Raw genomic sequence first — 16,054 nt, 5'->3', positions numbered from 1 at the left:
CAATTGCTTATGTCCGTGTAAGTCAGGAGATCTGTCCGGTGAAGTTCGCGACCGGTTCACCAGCCGCGTAGTTCACGCTGATCTTCACTGAGCGCCCGATTGCATCATCGAGCATGAAGACGTACGTTCCAATCGCTGTCTCCCCTGCCGCGAGTTCGCCCTGTAGGGGCTCATTTGGACCCGCTGTGGTTCCGATTCCCACCTGCCCGTCGTCAGTGACAAGGCTGATCACCGCTGAGTCGATACTCTGCGCTCGGTCAGAACTGTTGTCGAGAGAGACGGTCACGACGACAGCAGTACCGGCGAACTCGCCTGGTGTCTCCGGCGTGATCGTCGTCGTAGTGATCGCGTCGAGCGCGACAACCATTTCCGTGGAGAGCGCAATCGGGGCATCGAGCACGGCTTCTTCCTCAGGGAGCACAGGCGCCTCAGTCGGGCCCTGCTCCTCGGGGTCTGCCGGTGGCTCCCACTCTGTCGTGATCTCGATCTCTTCGCTCGTCTCCGAAGTATCGTCCCCAGGCGACGGCGAACTCGTATCAGCGGTGCATCCGGCAACGACGAAGACGAGAGCGAACAAGCAGGCGACTGTCATCGCTTTCCCTGTGCGAGTTAGACCGTCCCCAAGACGGCATGATGATTCGCTGAACACTGCAGCTCCCCAGAACTAAAATCCCCTGATTAACGAGGTTCCCTAAACCTCGTTTCCCCAACCGCGCTAACGCGGCATCGGCTAATGATAATGTGCTCTCACCCGCGCCACAAGAGGCATCTGCTGCCGACCGACTCAGTGGACGCGGCGACGATCACCGTTCAGTTGCGCGACGATGGCACCAATCGCAGTCTCGACCTCGGCGAGCGTCTCACGATGTCCACGCCCACCATGTCGATCGGCGATGCTCATAGGATCGCTGTTCCGTCGGGTTCGGGAGAACAGCGACAGCCGCTTCGCGTTGCTTCCCGCGGCGGTGAGCGGAGTCGTGCGAGCGCGCGCCCGGTCCAGATGCTCGAGGTACTCAACGACGCGAACATCTCCCTGTCCGATGAATCCTCGCCCCAAGTACGCGGCTTCCTTGATCGTGAATGCCCTGTCCCTGGCTACTGGCGACAGCCTCACCAGGTCGCCTCTGATTTCTCGCGACGCGCCCAGCACCAGCCCGGCGTTCTCCACCGATTCAGCAGTGACAATGCTCGTGCGATGTTCACCTGCCTGCTCGCGCCATCCATCGTCGTCATTGTGCAGTTCTGCCACCATCGTGCAGATCCTGTCTCCATCGTTGGCGCGCATGCCGGCGCTGCTCACTGTGATCCTGATCGAATCGTCCAGCCCGCGTTTCAGCAGGAGTTCCGCTAGCGATGAGCGGCAAACGTTGGCGGCGCAGACCACCAGGATGCTCTCGTCGTTCATTCACTCAACCTGCCCATCTCTCGGAACCATTTCACCGCGGCGAGCGCCAGGAACAAGACAGCCGCTGCACACAGCAATCCGTAGCCAATCAGGAACACGGTCGTCCAGCCCCAAAGCAGGAACACGAGACACACGAGGCCGAAATCGGTGGGTAGCAGCGCGAGCGACCGCAAGAGCGTTCCACCGCCTCGCTCATGGGTCGACTCCACCGAGTGCTTCCCTTTGAGGAGATCGTTGAGCAGCATCGCCGAAAAGGTCGTTGATGCGACGACGGTGAACAGGATCGGGATCAGTAGCATCCAGGCCATCCCAGGAAGCACGCGGGCGAGCCCGATCAGGACGGCGAGGTGAAGCGTACAGATTTTGACCGTGTCGATGAAGTGATCGAGCCACTCACCCTGGGGAGTTCCCCCGCCACGCAGACGAGCCACCTGCCCATCCGCCGAGTCCCATGCGTATCCGAGCACGAGCAGAACGGCGATCAACACTCCCATGGGAACGGTGATTGGAACGACCGCTATGAGAATCACTGCCGCGAATGAGTGAACCGCGCTGATCACAGACGCCTGATTCGGAGAAAGCCCGGCTCTGAAGGCGACCGCCGCGAGGAGGCGCCCCAGCCTGCGGTTCACGTACACCGAGTACGCGGGTGCCCCTCGCGCATGCCCCTTCTGCGCACGCGCCAGACGACGATAGGCATCTACGACCATCTCCGACCTCCCTGATCCCGTCCATGCTGCTGCGCTATCCGCCGCGCATCCCGCACTCCGCGCACGTAGGCGCGGATCGGCGTCAGCGATTGCAGGAGCTGTCGCCGACCTCCTCGAAGTATCACCTCGCGTGCCGTTCGCGGGATTGTTCGTCGCCAACGTCGCACGCCGGCGGCGTCGAGATGCCGCACCGCGAAGAGCATGCGATTGCGAATGTTGTAGTAGTAATAGCCCTCTGACTTCGCTCGTGAGGACTCGGTCTCCGCACGCTGAGTTCCGCCTTCGTCGTGTACAGCACGGGCGTCTTCGACGAGCGCGAGCGTCCCGCCAGCCGCGACGACTCGGCGCGAGAAGTCGACGTCCTCCCAATACAAGAAGTAGTCGTTATCGAATCCGCCGGAGATCTCCCAGACCTCGCGCGTGATCCAGAGACAGGCTCCGCTCAACCACGGCTCGTACGGCGCCTCGTCACCGGCCAGTCTCTTGCGACGCGCGCGCATCGTGCCGTCTTCGAGGAGAAGGTCGATTCCGGCGAACCAGGTGCGCCCGTCCGAGTCCTCGATCACGGGTGCGACGAGCGCCATCGGCGCTGCGGACGTTGCGGCGCCGAGCCGGGTCAACGACTCACCATCGATCCGAGCATCGGGGTTGATGACCAGCGCGTCGCTGGCTCCTTCGGTGATCGCGCGCGCCATACCGATGTTGACCCCGCCCCCAAAACCGGTGTTCGTCTCCGATTCAACGAGGATCCACCCGTGGGCGGAGGCGACCTGCCTGACGGCGCGACGTTGAGCGTCCCCGGACCAGTTATCTACGACGATCACGATGACATCCGGGCAGACCGTACGTGCTTCGGCCTCGACCGAGACGAGATTGCGTCCCAGTAGATGCGCAGAGGCGTAGTTCACCACGACCAGCGCGAGTTGTCGGTGCGCAGGTTGCACGCGTTCCTCCCTCCGGATCCACCCCAGCGGATCGGCAATACGTAACCGGTCAATATCCCCAGAGTCGTGACCGGCGTCGACTCCTCCAGGAGGCTGACTATACGCGAGTAGACCACTCATATGTCGGGCTGCGCGGTCCACGATACGATGAGCCGTCATCGGTGATGATGCAGGAGACTTCATGGGGATGGGGAGCATGACACGGGGAACAGGATCGGCCCACACGATCGCACTGACGATCGGGATCCCGACTTATCGAAGATCCACGCTTCTGCAGGCGCTCTTGGATGTACTCCCAGAGCGCATCGCCGAATGCCCGGAGCTCGACGTAGACATCCTGGTCGTCGACAATGATCCGTCAGGCAGCGCGCGCGACGTCGCCACGGGCGCGGCCCTTCCTGTGCGATATGTGGTCGAAGGGACCCCTGGAATCGTTGCGGCGAGAAACCGCATCCTCGACGAGTGTGCCGATCGTGACGTCGTCTCCTTCATCGATGACGACGAGATCCCGCGCGAAGGCTGGCTCCGTGCCCTCGTGGACGTATGGCAGGAGTACGACGCGGATGCCGTGATGGGACGAGTCATCTCGGTGTTCGACGACGATGTCGATCCGTGGCTCCTCGCCTCTGGAACTTTCCGACGTCCGCCTCGACTCACCGGCACCGTGCTGACCACTGCCGCCGCCGGCAATCTCCTCCTCGATCTCCGTTCGATCCGCAGGCTCGGCCTTCGATTCGATCCGTCGATGGGACTCGGCGGTGGCGAAGACACCCTCTTTACACAGCAACTGGCCCGGCTCGGTGGACGCATCGTGTGGTGCAACGAGTCTGAGACGGAAGATCTCGTGGTCACCTCCCGGCTAAGCCGCTCCTGGGCGAAGCAGCGCGCCTTCAGCTCGGCGAACGCGAACACCAGAATCAAGTTGCAGTTCGCCCGCCGCGGTGTTCCTCGCGTCGCCCTGCGCGTTCGTGTCCTCTTCGGCGGAGTCCTCCGCGTTCTTGTCGGCGGGCTGCGCCATATTTTCGGCAGGATCGTGTCTAGCCTCAGGCACGACGCTCGCGGAATCCGACTAGTCAACCGTGGTCGCGGCATGATCGCCGCAGCGCTTGGGCACCATTACGAGGAGTATGGCCGTACAGCGCGTGCCAACGCCGCTTTGAACGGACAGACGCAGCCGATCCGCGTGATGCAATCGCTGGGAGTTCCCCGCTCGACGACGAATCCGTATAACAAGATGCTCGACGAGGCGCTCGGCAGCACCGCAGGCCTGACCCATCTTCGCTTCTCGTGGCGAACAGCTCTGTGCGGCCGTTACGATGCCTTTCACTGGCACTGGCCAGAGGCAAAACTGCATGGCTCCGCGTGGTGGAAGTCGGGTGGCAAGTATCTTCTCACCGCCGCGCTGGTATTCCGACACCGGTTGTCCCGCCGCATCGCCGTCGTACGGACTGTGCACAACATCGCACTTCCGGATGACAACGCGCCTCGGCTGTGGCTGCTGACGTTCATCGACCGGCATACCGACTACCGAATCGTGATCAACGAGACGACGACGTTGACCGCAGATACCCCACGGAGCCTCATCCTGCACGGCCATTATCGGGACTGGTACGCACGGTATCCATCTGCTGAACCGGTTCACGGGCAGCTGGGCTCCTTCGGCGGCATCCGCCGGTACAAGGGCCTCGAAGGATTCATCGATGCCTACGCCGCTGCTTTGAACGCTGAACCGGATCTGAGTCTTCGAGTTGGGGGGCGCCCCTCAACGACCGATCTCGCGGAGGATCTCCAAACTCGGACCGCCGCGCTGCCGGGCGTCGACCTTCACCTCGACTTCCTCAGCGATGCGGAGCTGGTGGACCTCGCCACTTCATCCGAGCTGATCGTCCTCGCGTATCGATTCATGCATAATTCAGGCAGCGTGCTCGCAGCCCTGTCGATGAGCCGACCTGTGCTGGTTCCCAGGAACGAAGCGAACGAAGCGCTCGCCCGCGAAGTCGGAACCGAGTGGGTTCGGATGTATGACGACGATAACCTCGATGCCGACGTGCTCATCGAGGCGTGGCGCTCCGCCCGCGCACTGTCCGGCTCCCCTGACCTGTCTCGTCGGGAGTGGGAGGATGCGGGCCCGGCCCATGCTGCTGCCTTTCGCGCTGCGATCGAGGTGAAACGCGCTCCGCGCTCTGGGCCGCGATCCGATCACGCCGCCTGAAGTGGCCCCGCCCACAGACTCGCAGCCATCGTCTGGGTCGTGAAGCGACGCTCCACCTCGACTCGACCGGCGATGCCCATCTGCGTCGCACGAAGCGGTTCACGCAGCAGACCGAGCATGGCGTGGGTGAAGGCCTCGACGTCACCGGGTGCAACCAGATGTCCGGTGGTCCCTTCGCGCACATACTGTCTCATACCCGGTGTGCCTGAGCAGACAACCGGCCTGCCTGTCGACAGTGCCTCTAGCGCAACGGTCATCCCGGATCCATGCAAATTGGGTCGCGTCGCTATGGCTACGAGACTTGCGGAGGCATAAAGTTCCCGTAGCTCGACGTGCGACATCTGCCGGATGAGACGGACACCGTTCGGGGGCGTCAGCGTGGATCGCGATTGCACGATGATCTCCACGGTCGGAATCGCATCGATGACTTTCTCGCACGCCGCGTACAGCGTCTCCGGGTCCCGATCCCGATCGTTTCCGACGCTCAAAATCCTGGGAGCATCGGGGTACGGACTCGGCGCAAAGAATTCGCTGTCGATACCAAACGGAATGGCGTGAACACGCGGGCGAGCCCCTGCCAGAAGCTCTCGCAGCGGAACCACCTGTGCTTCGCTAAGCACCCACACGCTCGCCGCGTGGCGGAGCATCTCAAGGAGTCGACGCGGCGGCGTCCCGTTTGCAGCGATGTCCGTCAGCCAGATGACGCCAGCCGAGAAGCGGCGATGTGGATCCACGATCTGCATCCGGTATGCCGTGTTTTCGTCCCAGGCCAGAGCGAAATCATCCCGAGGCCCGGGGCCGAGCCCTAGCCTGGCACGAACGCGAGAACCTCTACCCGGATCGGGAACGTGAAGAATCTGCACATCCGCGTAGGCCTTCAACGCGTCCAACCCGTAGGGCCACTCGCTCGGTACCTCACCGCGCGCATGACCGCGCGCCCAGGCATCGACCGACTGCTCAGCTCGATGCACCCAGGTCAGCGCCCGCTGCCCGCTCTCTTCCGAGGTCACGACGCCACTATGATCTTCAACACCCCAGGAAGCAAGCCCATCTCCCATTCACGCAACAGTCGTCGCCGGAGACCACCCACTACGCCGTGCGAGTACCCACTACAATGAGGGACAATCTCCAGTCGCGAATGAGCTCCCCACGGCCATGCACGTGTCAGACGACAGACGGGAGGGAATCACGCTCATGCCAATGACGGTCAAGGCTGCGGCCTTCGCAGTCAAAGCGAGCACAGTGAAGGCTGGCGTCGGCCGCTTCTATCGGGAGCTCCTGCACAACGAACGCCTCAGCCCCGACAAGATGCGGAAGTTGCAGGACGACCTCGCACGCGACATCGTGCAGTTCGCGATGGAAAAATCCCCGTTTTACACGCTCACGTACGGAGCCCTCGGCGTGAATCCGTCGAAGCTCTCGGATCCGGCGGAATGGACGAAGCTCCCCATCCTCGATCGCGCGACGATCAAGGAGAACAGCGGCGATTTCGCCACGCCCGAGGCGACTGAACAGAACGTGCGCCCTGCTCTCACCGGTGGGAGCACCGGCGAGCCCCTCCGGACAGCACATGACGCACGGGTCCCCGCATTGGCACTCAGCTGGCGGATGTACTCGTGGTGGGGCGTCGAGCCGTACGACGACCTCGCGCGGATCGGCCGTTGGAACTTCGGACGAATGGATACGCTGAAGAACGGCGTTTCGTGGTGGCCCACTCGCCAGCTCTATCTCGATGCGGGGATGATTTCGTCCGAGACGATGTCCGCGTTCCATCGTTCTCTTTCACACGTCCGTCCCCCGCTGATCGAGGGATACGTCGGCGCGATGTTGGAGTTCGCAGACTTCCTCGAGCGCCGCAAACTCACCGTTCCTACGCCGCTCGCGGTGGCCACCACCGCGGCTCCGCTCACCGCGTCGGCAAGAGCAAGACTCGAGGATGTGTTCGGCGCACCTGTTTACGACGAATATCGTGGATCCGAGTTCGGTTGGATGGCCGGTGAGTGCGGCCGCCGCGACGGACTGCACATCTTCTCGGATATTCGCCGCATCGAGGTCGTCAATGAGAACGGCGACCTCGCGGCCCCAGGCGAGTTGGGTGATCTCGTGATCACGGATCTACGCAACCGTGTTTTTCCCCTCATCCGCTACCGCACCGGCGATCGCGGCATCGTGCGTTCCGAGCCGTGCGCGTGCGGCCGATCGCTCCCCCTGATGGAACAGCCTCAGGGGCGCACCACGGACCTCATCCGGCTTCCCAGCGGGACTGTGCTCGCCCATCGACTCATGGGCATGTTCGGTAGCCATCCCGAGGCCGTGCGGCTGTTTCAAATCCATCAACTCTCCGACTACTCGATCACCGTGCGGGTCGTTCAAGGTGACGTCGCCGAAGCGCGTAGGCACATTGAGGCGGCCGTGGCCAGTCTGCGCGAGCGGATCCACGATGAAGTTCCGGTGGGAATCGAGTACGTCGATTCGCTGCCGTATACGGGCGGGAAGACCAAGTACGTGATCAGCGACGTCGACGCGTCCTGACCATTCCAGTCGTCCTAGAGCTCCCCCGGCCGCATCGCCTCGGCGTCGATGGCCTTGAGGATGCGCTGGGCGGCGGTGTCGGTCACCGGGTCCGTGCCCGCAGCATCCGTCCGCCGCGAGCGGCCGCGCCTCGGCGCGTAGACGACCAGGGAGTGGAACAGGAACCGGGCGAAGAACGCGATGACCAGCGAGATCGCCGTGGCCAGGATGCTGGAGATGTGCCAGGTCTCCACCATCAGCGCCATGATCGGGATTCGCAGCGCCGCTTCGACGCCGTTGAAGGTGATGGAGGCCGCGAAGCGTGCCCAGGGGCCGCGGGCGTCCTGACGCATGTCGGCGAAGACGAAGCGCTCCTGCAGGAGGAAGTTTCCGACGATGGTGGCTGCGGCCCCGATGATCGCCGCCCAGATGTAGGGCATCCCCATCGCGATGAGAATCCACATGATGCCGAGGTTTGCCACAGCGCCGATTCCGCCGATCAGGGCGAACATTGACATCTTGCCGAACCGCAGGCGCGTCAGATGCGCGACGAAGGTGGCGCCCTGGCGCAGAGTCGCCTTCGACGTTCCGCTCCTGCGTTCCGAGAACTCCATCGGCACTTCGGCGATGCGCACATCCGAGCGCGCCAGGATCTCCAGCAGAATCTTGAACCCCTGCGGACGAAGCGTCGGCACATCCAGCACCCGACGGTCAACGAGGAAGAACCCCGTCATCGGGTCGCTGCTGCGCGCAAGCCTTCGCGGGAACATGGCCTTGGTGAGCCAGGTAGCCGCACGGGAGACGCCGAAACGCATGGCGGTTCCCAGCCCGCGGGAGTCACCGCCACCGATATAACGGGATGCCGCTACGACATCGACGTCACCCGCGCCGAAGCGCGCCAGCATGGCCGGGAGAAGCTCGGGCGGATGCTGCAGGTCACCGTCCATCACGATGCAGACGTCTCCGGCGGCTTCCGCCAGCCCCACAGCGACTGCACCGCCCAGGCCGCCGGTGTTCTCGCTGCGGTGGATCACGCGTACCGGCAGTGCGGCGTCCCTGGCGACACGTTCGATCTCGGCCGCAGTGTCGTCCGTGCTGTCGTCGACGAACAGGATCTCGGCGGCGTGGCCGTTCAGAGCCGCAGCGGTCCGCGCCACAAGCTCGGCGACGTTTTCGCGCTCGTTGAAGGTCGGCACGATGATCGTGACGGCAACGTCCACGTGCGCTCCTCCCCGCGGTTCCGGCATCCATCGTTTCATGCCATCAGCGCATCGAGAAAAGCTCTGCCGCATGAGAAACGTCGTCGGTGCACCTGTTTCATGCAGCAAGTCCTTTTTCGCAGCCTGTCCGCGCAACTCGTGACAGCGCGCGCCGCGCGCGCTAAGCTAACCGGGTACGACTCTGGGGGTCGTGCGTGGCCGTGGGGGCCACTTTCTGGGGAATGAATGATCTGGGGAGATCATGGGGACGCGTATCGGCTATGCCGCGGGAGCTTTCGACCTGTTCCACGTTGGCCATTTGAACCTTCTGCGCCACGCCAAGCAGCACTGCGATGTGCTCATCGCGGGCGTCGTGAGCGACGAGATGCTGCGGCAGGTGAAGGGCATCGAAGCTGTCATTCCGACCGCTGAGCGCGCCGAGATCGTGCGCCACATCTCATTCGTCGACGACGTTTACGTCGAGACGGCTCCCGCGAAGATGGATGCCTGGCGAGATGTTCACTTCACGCACTTCTTCAAGGGCGACGATTGGCGCGGGACCGAGAAGGGGCAGCGGCTGGAGCGCGAGTTCGCCGATGTGGGTGTCGAAGTCGTGTATTTCCCGTACACCGCCCACACCTCGAGCACCGCTCTTCGGCGAGCGCTGGATGCCCTCACCGCAGGGTCCGCACCAACAATGGCAACGGCCCTCTGACAACAAAGCGTCATAGAGCGCAATCGGGGAATACCTCGGGCGTTGGCGCGCTTAGCCTTGAGTGTGCGCATTCGCGCGCATACACAGCTGAGGAACTCTATGACGAAGACACGTTTCGGGCTCACCGCGCTCATCGCCGCCGCTGCCCTGGCTCTGACCGCCTGCTCGGCCGGAGCATCTCCTGACACTGACACTGCCGACGGCCAGGCCGCAACCGGATCGCTGACCTACGTGATCGGCGGCGACCCCACCTCGCTAAACCCGATCAACGTCGGCGACCGCTGGGGTCTGACCACCACCAACATCGTGTACTCGCCGCTGGCGCGCGTCGAAGGCGACGGCACCGTCGTCAATGAGCTCGCCGAAACCATCGAGCCGGCCGACGACGGACTCTCCGTCACCGTGACCCTCAAGGAGGGGCTGCTGTGGTCTGACGGCGAGCCGCTCACCGCCGACGATGTCGTGTTCACCTACACGAACAAGGCCGTCCGCGAGAACGGCGCTGCCGACGCGCTGTGGGTCGGTGACGCGCCCATCACTGCTGAGGCGACCGATGACCGCACCGTCGTGTTCCACCTGCCGTCGGTGAGCGCCGCAGCGCTGAGTAACATCGCCACGGAGACCTACATCATCCCCGAGCACGTCTACGGCGATGTCACCGACTTCTCCGGCGCTGAACTCGACCCGATCGCTGTCGGCTCGGGTCCGTATGTGCTCACCAAATACGAGCGCGGTCAGTACCTGACGTTCGAGCCGAACGAGAACTTCTACGGCGAGGCTCCGAACATCGAGAACCTGACGCTGCAGATCGTTCCGAATGCCGACACGGTCAAGACCGCTCTGCAGACAGGTGAAGCGGATGCCTCATTCGCGACGCCTGACCAGATCGATGAGCTGTCGGCCGCCGGCCTGGACATCTACCCGTACTCCGAGGGCCGCGTCGCCTACCTGGGCCTGAACCTCGCGAAGCTCACCGATAAGGACGTGCGCCAGGCGCTCATGTTCGCGCTGGACCGCAATGAGCTGAACGATGCCGCTTACCTGTCGGATGAGTACTACGAGAACGCCTACACGATCCTGCCGCCGAGCAACGCCTTCGCGACCGAGGACGTTGAAAAGTACGAGCAGGATCTGGATGCGGCATCCGCAGCCGACGGCCTGACGATCACCCTCGCCTACGCCGGCTCCGACCCGGCGCAGACGACCCAGGCGACACTCATCCAGCAGCAGCTGAAGCAGGCCGGCGTCACCGTCGAACTCGCCGGTGTCGAGGGCGCATCGATCTACACCGAGATCGAGAAGGGTGCCGACGCTAAGTACGATGCCTTCCTCGGCGGCTACATCATGGGCGCCGACCCGGACGCATACAGCGCCCTGTACCGCTCCGGTGCATCGTCAAACTTCTTCCACTACGAAAGCCCGGAAACCGACGCACTGTTCGACGCGGGGGCGGCCGAGCTGGATCCCGAGGCGCGCGGCGCGATCTACGACGACCTGCAGGCGCAGATCGCCGAGGATGCGGTGATCTACCCGATCACCGACAACCTCAAGATCCTCGCCGTGAACTCGCGCATCGGCGGCGTCGAAGAGGCCGGACTCGTTCCGATCTACACGATGGAGAACTTCGGTCTGCTGACCGCGAAGTAAAATAATCGGATGCCGTGAGCCGCGCTCAGCGCAGGCTCACGGCATCCGCCTGCTCACCCAGGCGACACACCGGCAGAAGGGCCACCCGTGACCAGGTTCATCGTGCGACGACTCCTCCAGGTCGTCCCGATGCTTCTGCTGCTCTCCTTCGTCGTCTTCCTGCTGATCCAGCTCGCCCCCTACGATGTGGTCGATTCGATCACGACGCCGAACATGTCCGATGAGACGGTCGCAGCGATGCGGGCAAAGTTCGGTCTCGATCAGCCGGTGATCACGCAGTATCTGCTGTGGCTCGGGAACGTCTTCCAGGGGGATTTCGGCTACTCCCTCACTAGCCGCCAGCCGATCAGCTCTGAACTCGCCGCCCGCATCCCGAACACGATCCTGCTGATCGCGCCGGCGTACCTGGCGGCCATGGTGATCGCGATCGTCCTCGGACTAGTCGCCGGTTCACACAAAGGCCGCTGGGCCGACCGGCTCATCGACTCCCTCGCTGGAATCGGCATCGCGACGCCCTCGTTCTGGTTCGCGCTGCTGATGATCTACGTGTTCGGCTATCTGCTGCGGTGGTTCCCCATCATCGGGATGCACACCGTCGGCAAGCAGGGTGATCCGCTGGATCTCCTCGCCCACTACGTGCTGCCGTTCACCGTACTCGTGGTGGCCTTCTTCCCCGATCTCTCCCGGTACGTGCGCTCCTCGACGATCAACCAGCTCTCCCAGGACTACGTGCTTGTCCAGCGCGCGTACGGCTCGCCCCGGCGCCGCATCCTCGGTGTGCATGTCAGCCGCAACGTCCTGCTGCCGATCGTCACGCAGCTGGGTCTCGCTCTGCCGATGCTGATCACTGGCGCCATCATCACCGAGTCGGTCTTCGCGTGGCCCGGCATCGGGCCATATTTCCTCACGGCGACCAAGAGCCTGGACTATCCGGTGATTCTGGCGATCCTGCTGCTGTCGGCTCTGCTCGTGATCGTCGGCAACCTCCTCGCCGACATCCTGTATGTCCTCATCGATCCGCGCATCCGCTTGGGAGGTGCAGGCTCGTGACCGCCCCCGTCATCCCCGAGCTTCCGGTTGTGTCCACTCGGCGCCGCCGGCCGCTGCGCTCGGCCTCGGAGATCGCCGCTGCTGCGTTCCTCGTGCTGCTGGTCGTCGTGAGCCTGATCACGCCACTGCTTCCGCTCGACCCCGACAGCACCAATCTTGCGATCCGCTGGCAAGGTCCCAGCGCCGCGCACTGGTTGGGAACCGATGATGTCGGCCGCGACTATCTGGCACGAGTGATCTACGGCGGCCGGATCTCCCTCATGGTGGGGGTCCTCGCCATGCTCGCCTCGACCGCGATCGGTGTGATCGTCGGGCTGACCGCAGGATATGCACGCGGCTGGGTGGACGAGGTGCTGATGCGATTCGTCGATTTCATCTCATCGATCCCGTGGATGGTCCTCGTGATCGTCGCGAGCGTGTTCCTGCGCCCGGGGCTGTGGACGATCATCATCGTCATCGGTGCGTTCTCGTGGATGCCGACGGCCCGGCTCGTCCGCGCCGAGACGCTGTCGCTGCGCGAGCGCACCTTCGTCGGCTATGCCCGCTTCATCGGCGAGCGCCCCCGTACCGTGGTGTGGCGCCACGTGGTGCCCGATGCGATGCCCACGATCATCGTGGCTGCGACCGCCACGATCTCTGCGGCGATGCTCACTGAATCGGCGCTGAGCTTCCTGGGTCTCGGCATCCAGCCGCCGATGGCCTCGTGGGGCAGTCTGCTCGAATCCGCACAGGGCAGCCTCGCGCGCAGTCCGCTGCTCGCGGTCATACCCGGGCTCCTGATCATGCTGACGGTACTGTCGTTCAACGTCCTTGGTGACGCCCTGCGCCGCAAGGTGAGCGAGGAGAGCGCCCGATGACACTTCTGCACATCCAGAACCTCACCATCGATCTCCCTGCAGCCGACGGCGTCTTCCGAGTACTGGAGGACCAGACACTCGATGTGCCTGCCGGCGGGATTCTCGGCATCGTCGGCGAATCCGGATCCGGCAAGACGATGCTGCTGCGCGCGATCATGGACATCCTTCCCGAGGGCGCACTCCGCACCTGGTCGCGCATCGAATTCGACGGCGCTGATGTCACCGCTCGCTACGACCATGCACGTCTGCCGATCTCGATGGTCTTCCAAGACCCGCTGACGTCGTTCAATCCGCTGGTGCGCATCGGCGCCCACCTGGTCGAAGTCGCCCGTCGACGCCAGGGGGTCGCTCGCAGACAGGCACGCGGACTCGCCATCGAAGCGCTCACCGCCGCGCGGATTCCCGACCCGGAGCGGGTCTTCTCCCGGTATCCGCATGAGCTCTCCGGCGGGCTGCGCCAGCGCGCGATGATCGCGATGGCCCTGCTCGCTCGACCTCGACTGCTGCTGCTCGACGAGCCGACCACGGCACTGGACGCCACCGTTCAGGCCGAGATCCTCGCTCTCATCCGGCAGTTGCAGGCCGAGCGCGGTCTCACCGTGGTGATCGTCACGCACGATCTCGGTGTCGTCGCAGCGCTGTGCGACACGGTCGCCGTGATGAAGGATGGCCGGATCGTCGAGCACGCCGGCGTCGACGAGCTCTTCCGCACGCCGGAGCATCCGTACACCCAGTCTCTGCTGGCTGCGATCGGAGACGGCCTATGAGCGAGCTCATCCACGTCGACGACGTGCGAAAGTCCTACGCGGTGCGCAACGCCTGGGGGCGGCAGACCGGAACCCTGAACGCCGTGGACGGTGTCTCTTTGACCATCGATGCCGGCGAGACACTCGGAGTCGTCGGCGAATCCGGGAGCGGGAAGTCGACGCTCGGTCGCCTGATCCTGCAGATCGAGCCGCCGACGGCGGGCTCTGTGATCTACGACGGCGTCGACCTCTCGGCGCTGTCGCGCCGGGATCGCGAAACTCAACGCGGACGGATGCAGGTGATCCACCAGGATCCGTACTCCGCTCTGAACCCGCATCGCTCGGCGCTGGCCAGCGTCATGGAGCCGTTGACGGCGGGCGGTGTTTCGGCGGATGCCGCAGCCACAGCCGCCCGCGAGGCACTGGCCGCGGTGGGTATCGACGAGGCCTCGGCACGCAAGCGCCCGGGGGCGTTCAGCGGCGGTCAGCGTCAGCGCATCGCCATCGCCCGGGCGATCGCTCCCCGTCCGGCGTTCATCGTCTGCGATGAGCCGGTGTCAGCGCTGGACATGTCGATCCAGGCGCAGGTGACCGAACTGCTGCAGAAGCTGCAACGCGAGTTCGACCTGACCTATCTGTTCATCTCGCACGATCTGTCGGTGGTGAAAGAGATCGCGACCCGCACAGCCGTGATGCGGCGTGGGCGCATCGTCGAACTCGCACCGACTGCCGAACTGTTCGAGGCGCCGCAGCATCCGTACACGAAGCGGCTGCTCGAAGCGGTCCTCGTACCCGACCCGCAGCGCGCACGCGAGCGCCTCGCCCATGTGACGACTCGGCCGGCACCGGAATCCGACGTGCCGGATGGCCCGCTCACAGAGGTCGCTCCCGGCCATTACGTCGCAGCCGCCGTCGCTCGCTGAACCGGCGCTGAGCCGCCGCTCGCTGAGCCGCCGCTGTTGTCGTGAGATCAGCTGCGAACGGCGCGCCGCTCCCCCGCGGTCACTGCCGCTGTGATGCGGTTCGCCGGCGGCGGCAGCGGGCACACGTACTGGTCGCTGAACGCGCACGGCGGCAGGTAGGCCTGGTTGAAGTCGACCGTGGTCGCGCCGGCAGCATCCGGTTCACCGATCGGCAGGAAACGGAACCGGTAGGCCCCGTCTGCCGCTGTCGCATCGGTGATGACGGCGCTCAGCCCGCCCTCGTCACCCGAGACGACCAGGTGATACTCGTCGCCGGCGATCGTGACAGCGACGGTGCCGACGGCGCTGTGCGTGCTCTCGTGACCATCGACGCTGCGAACCTGGCGTTCTTCTCCTGCCGTTGCCGGCACGAAGCGGCCCGGCAGCGCCCACGCAGCATCCTTCTCGAATGACTCGATCGCTTTCAACCTGAGCCGGTCCGGGTTCTCCGGGTCATACACCCGCAGCGCGAGCGCGCCGTCACGGGCAAAGGCACGCAGCTGCAACTCTCCCGCGGTGACATGCGTGAACGGCTCGAGCCGAACAGCGCCGAGGCCGGGCACGTCCTCTCCGTGCACGAGCCCGTCTGCCGCCCACCAGCGTCCGGGGACGCCGTCGTAGCTCTGCGGCTCAGCATCCAACCAGTGTGTGAAGCGCAGCGCGGCGGTGCCATGCGGCGCGTGCACCTGGTTCCAGCGTTCGGTGATGCTCAGCTCGGTGATGCTCATCCCGCCAGATTACGCGGTTGCCAGATGGCCCGGGGCGGCGTGGGGCGTCCTATCCTGGATATATGACTTCTCCTGCCTCTGACACCATCACGTTGTTCGGCGCCGACTGGTGCCGTGACTGCGTCCGCACCAAGAAGCAGCTCGACGAGCTGGGTATCGAGTACACCTACGTCGACCTTGTCGCAGAACCGACAGCGGCCGACGTCGCCAAGGAGATCTCTGGACGCACCAACATCCCCGTGGTCGTGTACCCGGATGCTTCGCACCACGTCGAGCCGAGCAACGATGACGTCACCACGAAGCTGCGCGAGCTCGCACTGATCTGACGCTCGGCGGATGCCGGGGCGTGGGCCCGGCTACACTGGCGC

The 16,054-nt window shown here is 64.3% G+C and carries 16 protein-coding genes; 9 read left to right on the top strand and 7 right to left on the bottom strand.

Translation table 11 applies throughout. The features are described from left to right. Positions 1–22: 22 nt before the first annotated feature. The 4 genes from ACSU1L_RS10220 to ACSU1L_RS10205 all read right to left on the bottom strand — a co-directional run bounded on the left by ACSU1L_RS10220 (position 23) and on the right by ACSU1L_RS10205 (position 3,059). On the bottom strand, positions 23–592 hold the full coding sequence (locus ACSU1L_RS10220; protein ID WP_439255696.1) for a hypothetical protein: 570 nt from the start codon (positions 590–592) through the stop codon (positions 23–25). A gap of 192 nt (positions 593–784) precedes the next feature. Beyond that, complete coding sequence (locus tag ACSU1L_RS10215; RefSeq protein WP_439255695.1) at positions 785–1,405, bottom strand: hypothetical protein; 621 nt, start codon at positions 1,403–1,405, stop codon at positions 785–787. Further along, the gene (locus tag ACSU1L_RS10210; protein WP_439255694.1) at positions 1,402–2,115 is read right to left on the bottom strand and encodes a CDP-alcohol phosphatidyltransferase family protein; all 714 of its coding nucleotides are present in this window, start codon (positions 2,113–2,115) and stop codon (positions 1,402–1,404) included. Before ACSU1L_RS10210 ends, ACSU1L_RS10215 begins: the two co-directional genes overlap by 4 nt. Then, on the bottom strand, positions 2,106–3,059 hold the full coding sequence (locus ACSU1L_RS10205; RefSeq protein WP_439255693.1) for a glycosyltransferase family 2 protein: 954 nt from the start codon (positions 3,057–3,059) through the stop codon (positions 2,106–2,108). The genes ACSU1L_RS10210 and ACSU1L_RS10205 overlap by 10 nt, the downstream gene beginning before the upstream one ends. A gap of 196 nt (positions 3,060–3,255) precedes the next feature. Here ACSU1L_RS10205 and ACSU1L_RS10200 point away from each other — a divergent pair, with 196 nt between their 5' ends. Continuing rightward, entirely contained in the window at positions 3,256–5,271 is a 2,016-nt protein-coding gene (locus ACSU1L_RS10200) for a glycosyltransferase (RefSeq protein WP_439255692.1), read from the top strand. Here the strand turns inward: ACSU1L_RS10200 and ACSU1L_RS10195 are convergent. Then, positions 5,259–6,281, bottom strand: a complete 1,023-nt coding sequence (locus ACSU1L_RS10195) for a glycosyltransferase family 4 protein (protein WP_439255691.1) — start codon at positions 6,279–6,281, stop codon at positions 5,259–5,261. The two genes, ACSU1L_RS10200 and ACSU1L_RS10195, sit on opposite strands and share 13 nt — an antisense overlap. Positions 6,282–6,465: 184 nt before the next feature. Between ACSU1L_RS10195 and ACSU1L_RS10190 the strand changes: the two genes are divergently transcribed. Further along, positions 6,466–7,803 carry a phenylacetate--CoA ligase family protein gene (locus tag ACSU1L_RS10190; protein ID WP_439255690.1) on the top strand — a complete coding sequence of 446 codons (1,338 nt, stop codon included), beginning with the start codon at positions 6,466–6,468 and terminating at the stop codon, positions 7,801–7,803. A 14-nt stretch (positions 7,804–7,817) separates the two neighbouring features. Here ACSU1L_RS10190 and ACSU1L_RS10185 read toward each other — a convergent pair whose 3' ends face one another. Next, positions 7,818–9,029, bottom strand: a complete 1,212-nt coding sequence (locus tag ACSU1L_RS10185) for a glycosyltransferase (protein ID WP_439255848.1) — start codon at positions 9,027–9,029, stop codon at positions 7,818–7,820. A 214-nt stretch (positions 9,030–9,243) separates the two neighbouring features. On the opposite strand from ACSU1L_RS10185, the gene ACSU1L_RS10180 reads away from it, so the two are divergent. The 6 genes from ACSU1L_RS10180 (at position 9,244) to ACSU1L_RS10155 (ending at position 14,919) form a co-directional block, all read left to right on the top strand. Further along, positions 9,244–9,696 carry an adenylyltransferase/cytidyltransferase family protein gene (locus ACSU1L_RS10180; protein WP_439255689.1) on the top strand — a complete coding sequence of 151 codons (453 nt, stop codon included), beginning with the start codon at positions 9,244–9,246 and terminating at the stop codon, positions 9,694–9,696. A gap of 99 nt (positions 9,697–9,795) precedes the next feature. Next, entirely contained in the window at positions 9,796–11,343 is a 1,548-nt protein-coding gene (locus ACSU1L_RS10175) for an ABC transporter substrate-binding protein (protein ID WP_439255688.1), read from the top strand. Between the two features lie 87 nt (positions 11,344–11,430). After that, a complete protein-coding gene (locus ACSU1L_RS10170; RefSeq protein ID WP_439255687.1) occupies positions 11,431–12,393 on the top strand; it encodes an ABC transporter permease in 963 nt (320 codons plus the stop codon). Further along, positions 12,390–13,250 carry an ABC transporter permease gene (locus ACSU1L_RS10165; protein ID WP_439255686.1) on the top strand — a complete coding sequence of 287 codons (861 nt, stop codon included), beginning with the start codon at positions 12,390–12,392 and terminating at the stop codon, positions 13,248–13,250. The genes ACSU1L_RS10170 and ACSU1L_RS10165 overlap by 4 nt, the downstream gene beginning before the upstream one ends. Beyond that, entirely contained in the window at positions 13,247–14,017 is a 771-nt protein-coding gene (locus ACSU1L_RS10160) for an ABC transporter ATP-binding protein (RefSeq protein ID WP_439255685.1), read from the top strand. Before ACSU1L_RS10165 ends, ACSU1L_RS10160 begins: the two co-directional genes overlap by 4 nt. Next, positions 14,014–14,919, top strand: a complete 906-nt coding sequence (locus tag ACSU1L_RS10155; RefSeq protein ID WP_439255684.1) for an ATP-binding cassette domain-containing protein — start codon at positions 14,014–14,016, stop codon at positions 14,917–14,919. The genes ACSU1L_RS10160 and ACSU1L_RS10155 overlap by 4 nt, the downstream gene beginning before the upstream one ends. A 47-nt stretch (positions 14,920–14,966) precedes the next feature. Here ACSU1L_RS10155 and ACSU1L_RS10150 read toward each other — a convergent pair whose 3' ends face one another. After that, positions 14,967–15,686, bottom strand: coding sequence for a DUF1684 domain-containing protein (locus ACSU1L_RS10150; protein ID WP_439255683.1), 720 nt, complete (start codon positions 15,684–15,686; stop codon positions 14,967–14,969). Between the two features lie 62 nt (positions 15,687–15,748). Between ACSU1L_RS10150 and ACSU1L_RS10145 the strand changes: the two genes are divergently transcribed. Then, entirely contained in the window at positions 15,749–16,012 is a 264-nt protein-coding gene (locus ACSU1L_RS10145) for a glutaredoxin family protein (RefSeq protein WP_438252951.1), read from the top strand. Positions 16,013–16,054: the final 42 nt, after the last annotated feature.

Origin of the sequence: Microbacterium sp. A94, assembly GCF_051842855.1 — a bacterium.
In the GTDB taxonomy this organism is placed as follows: domain Bacteria; phylum Actinomycetota; class Actinomycetes; order Actinomycetales; family Microbacteriaceae; genus Microbacterium.
The sequence above is the reverse complement of the archived record's forward strand: the minus strand, read 5'-3'. Positions and strand labels throughout refer to the sequence as shown.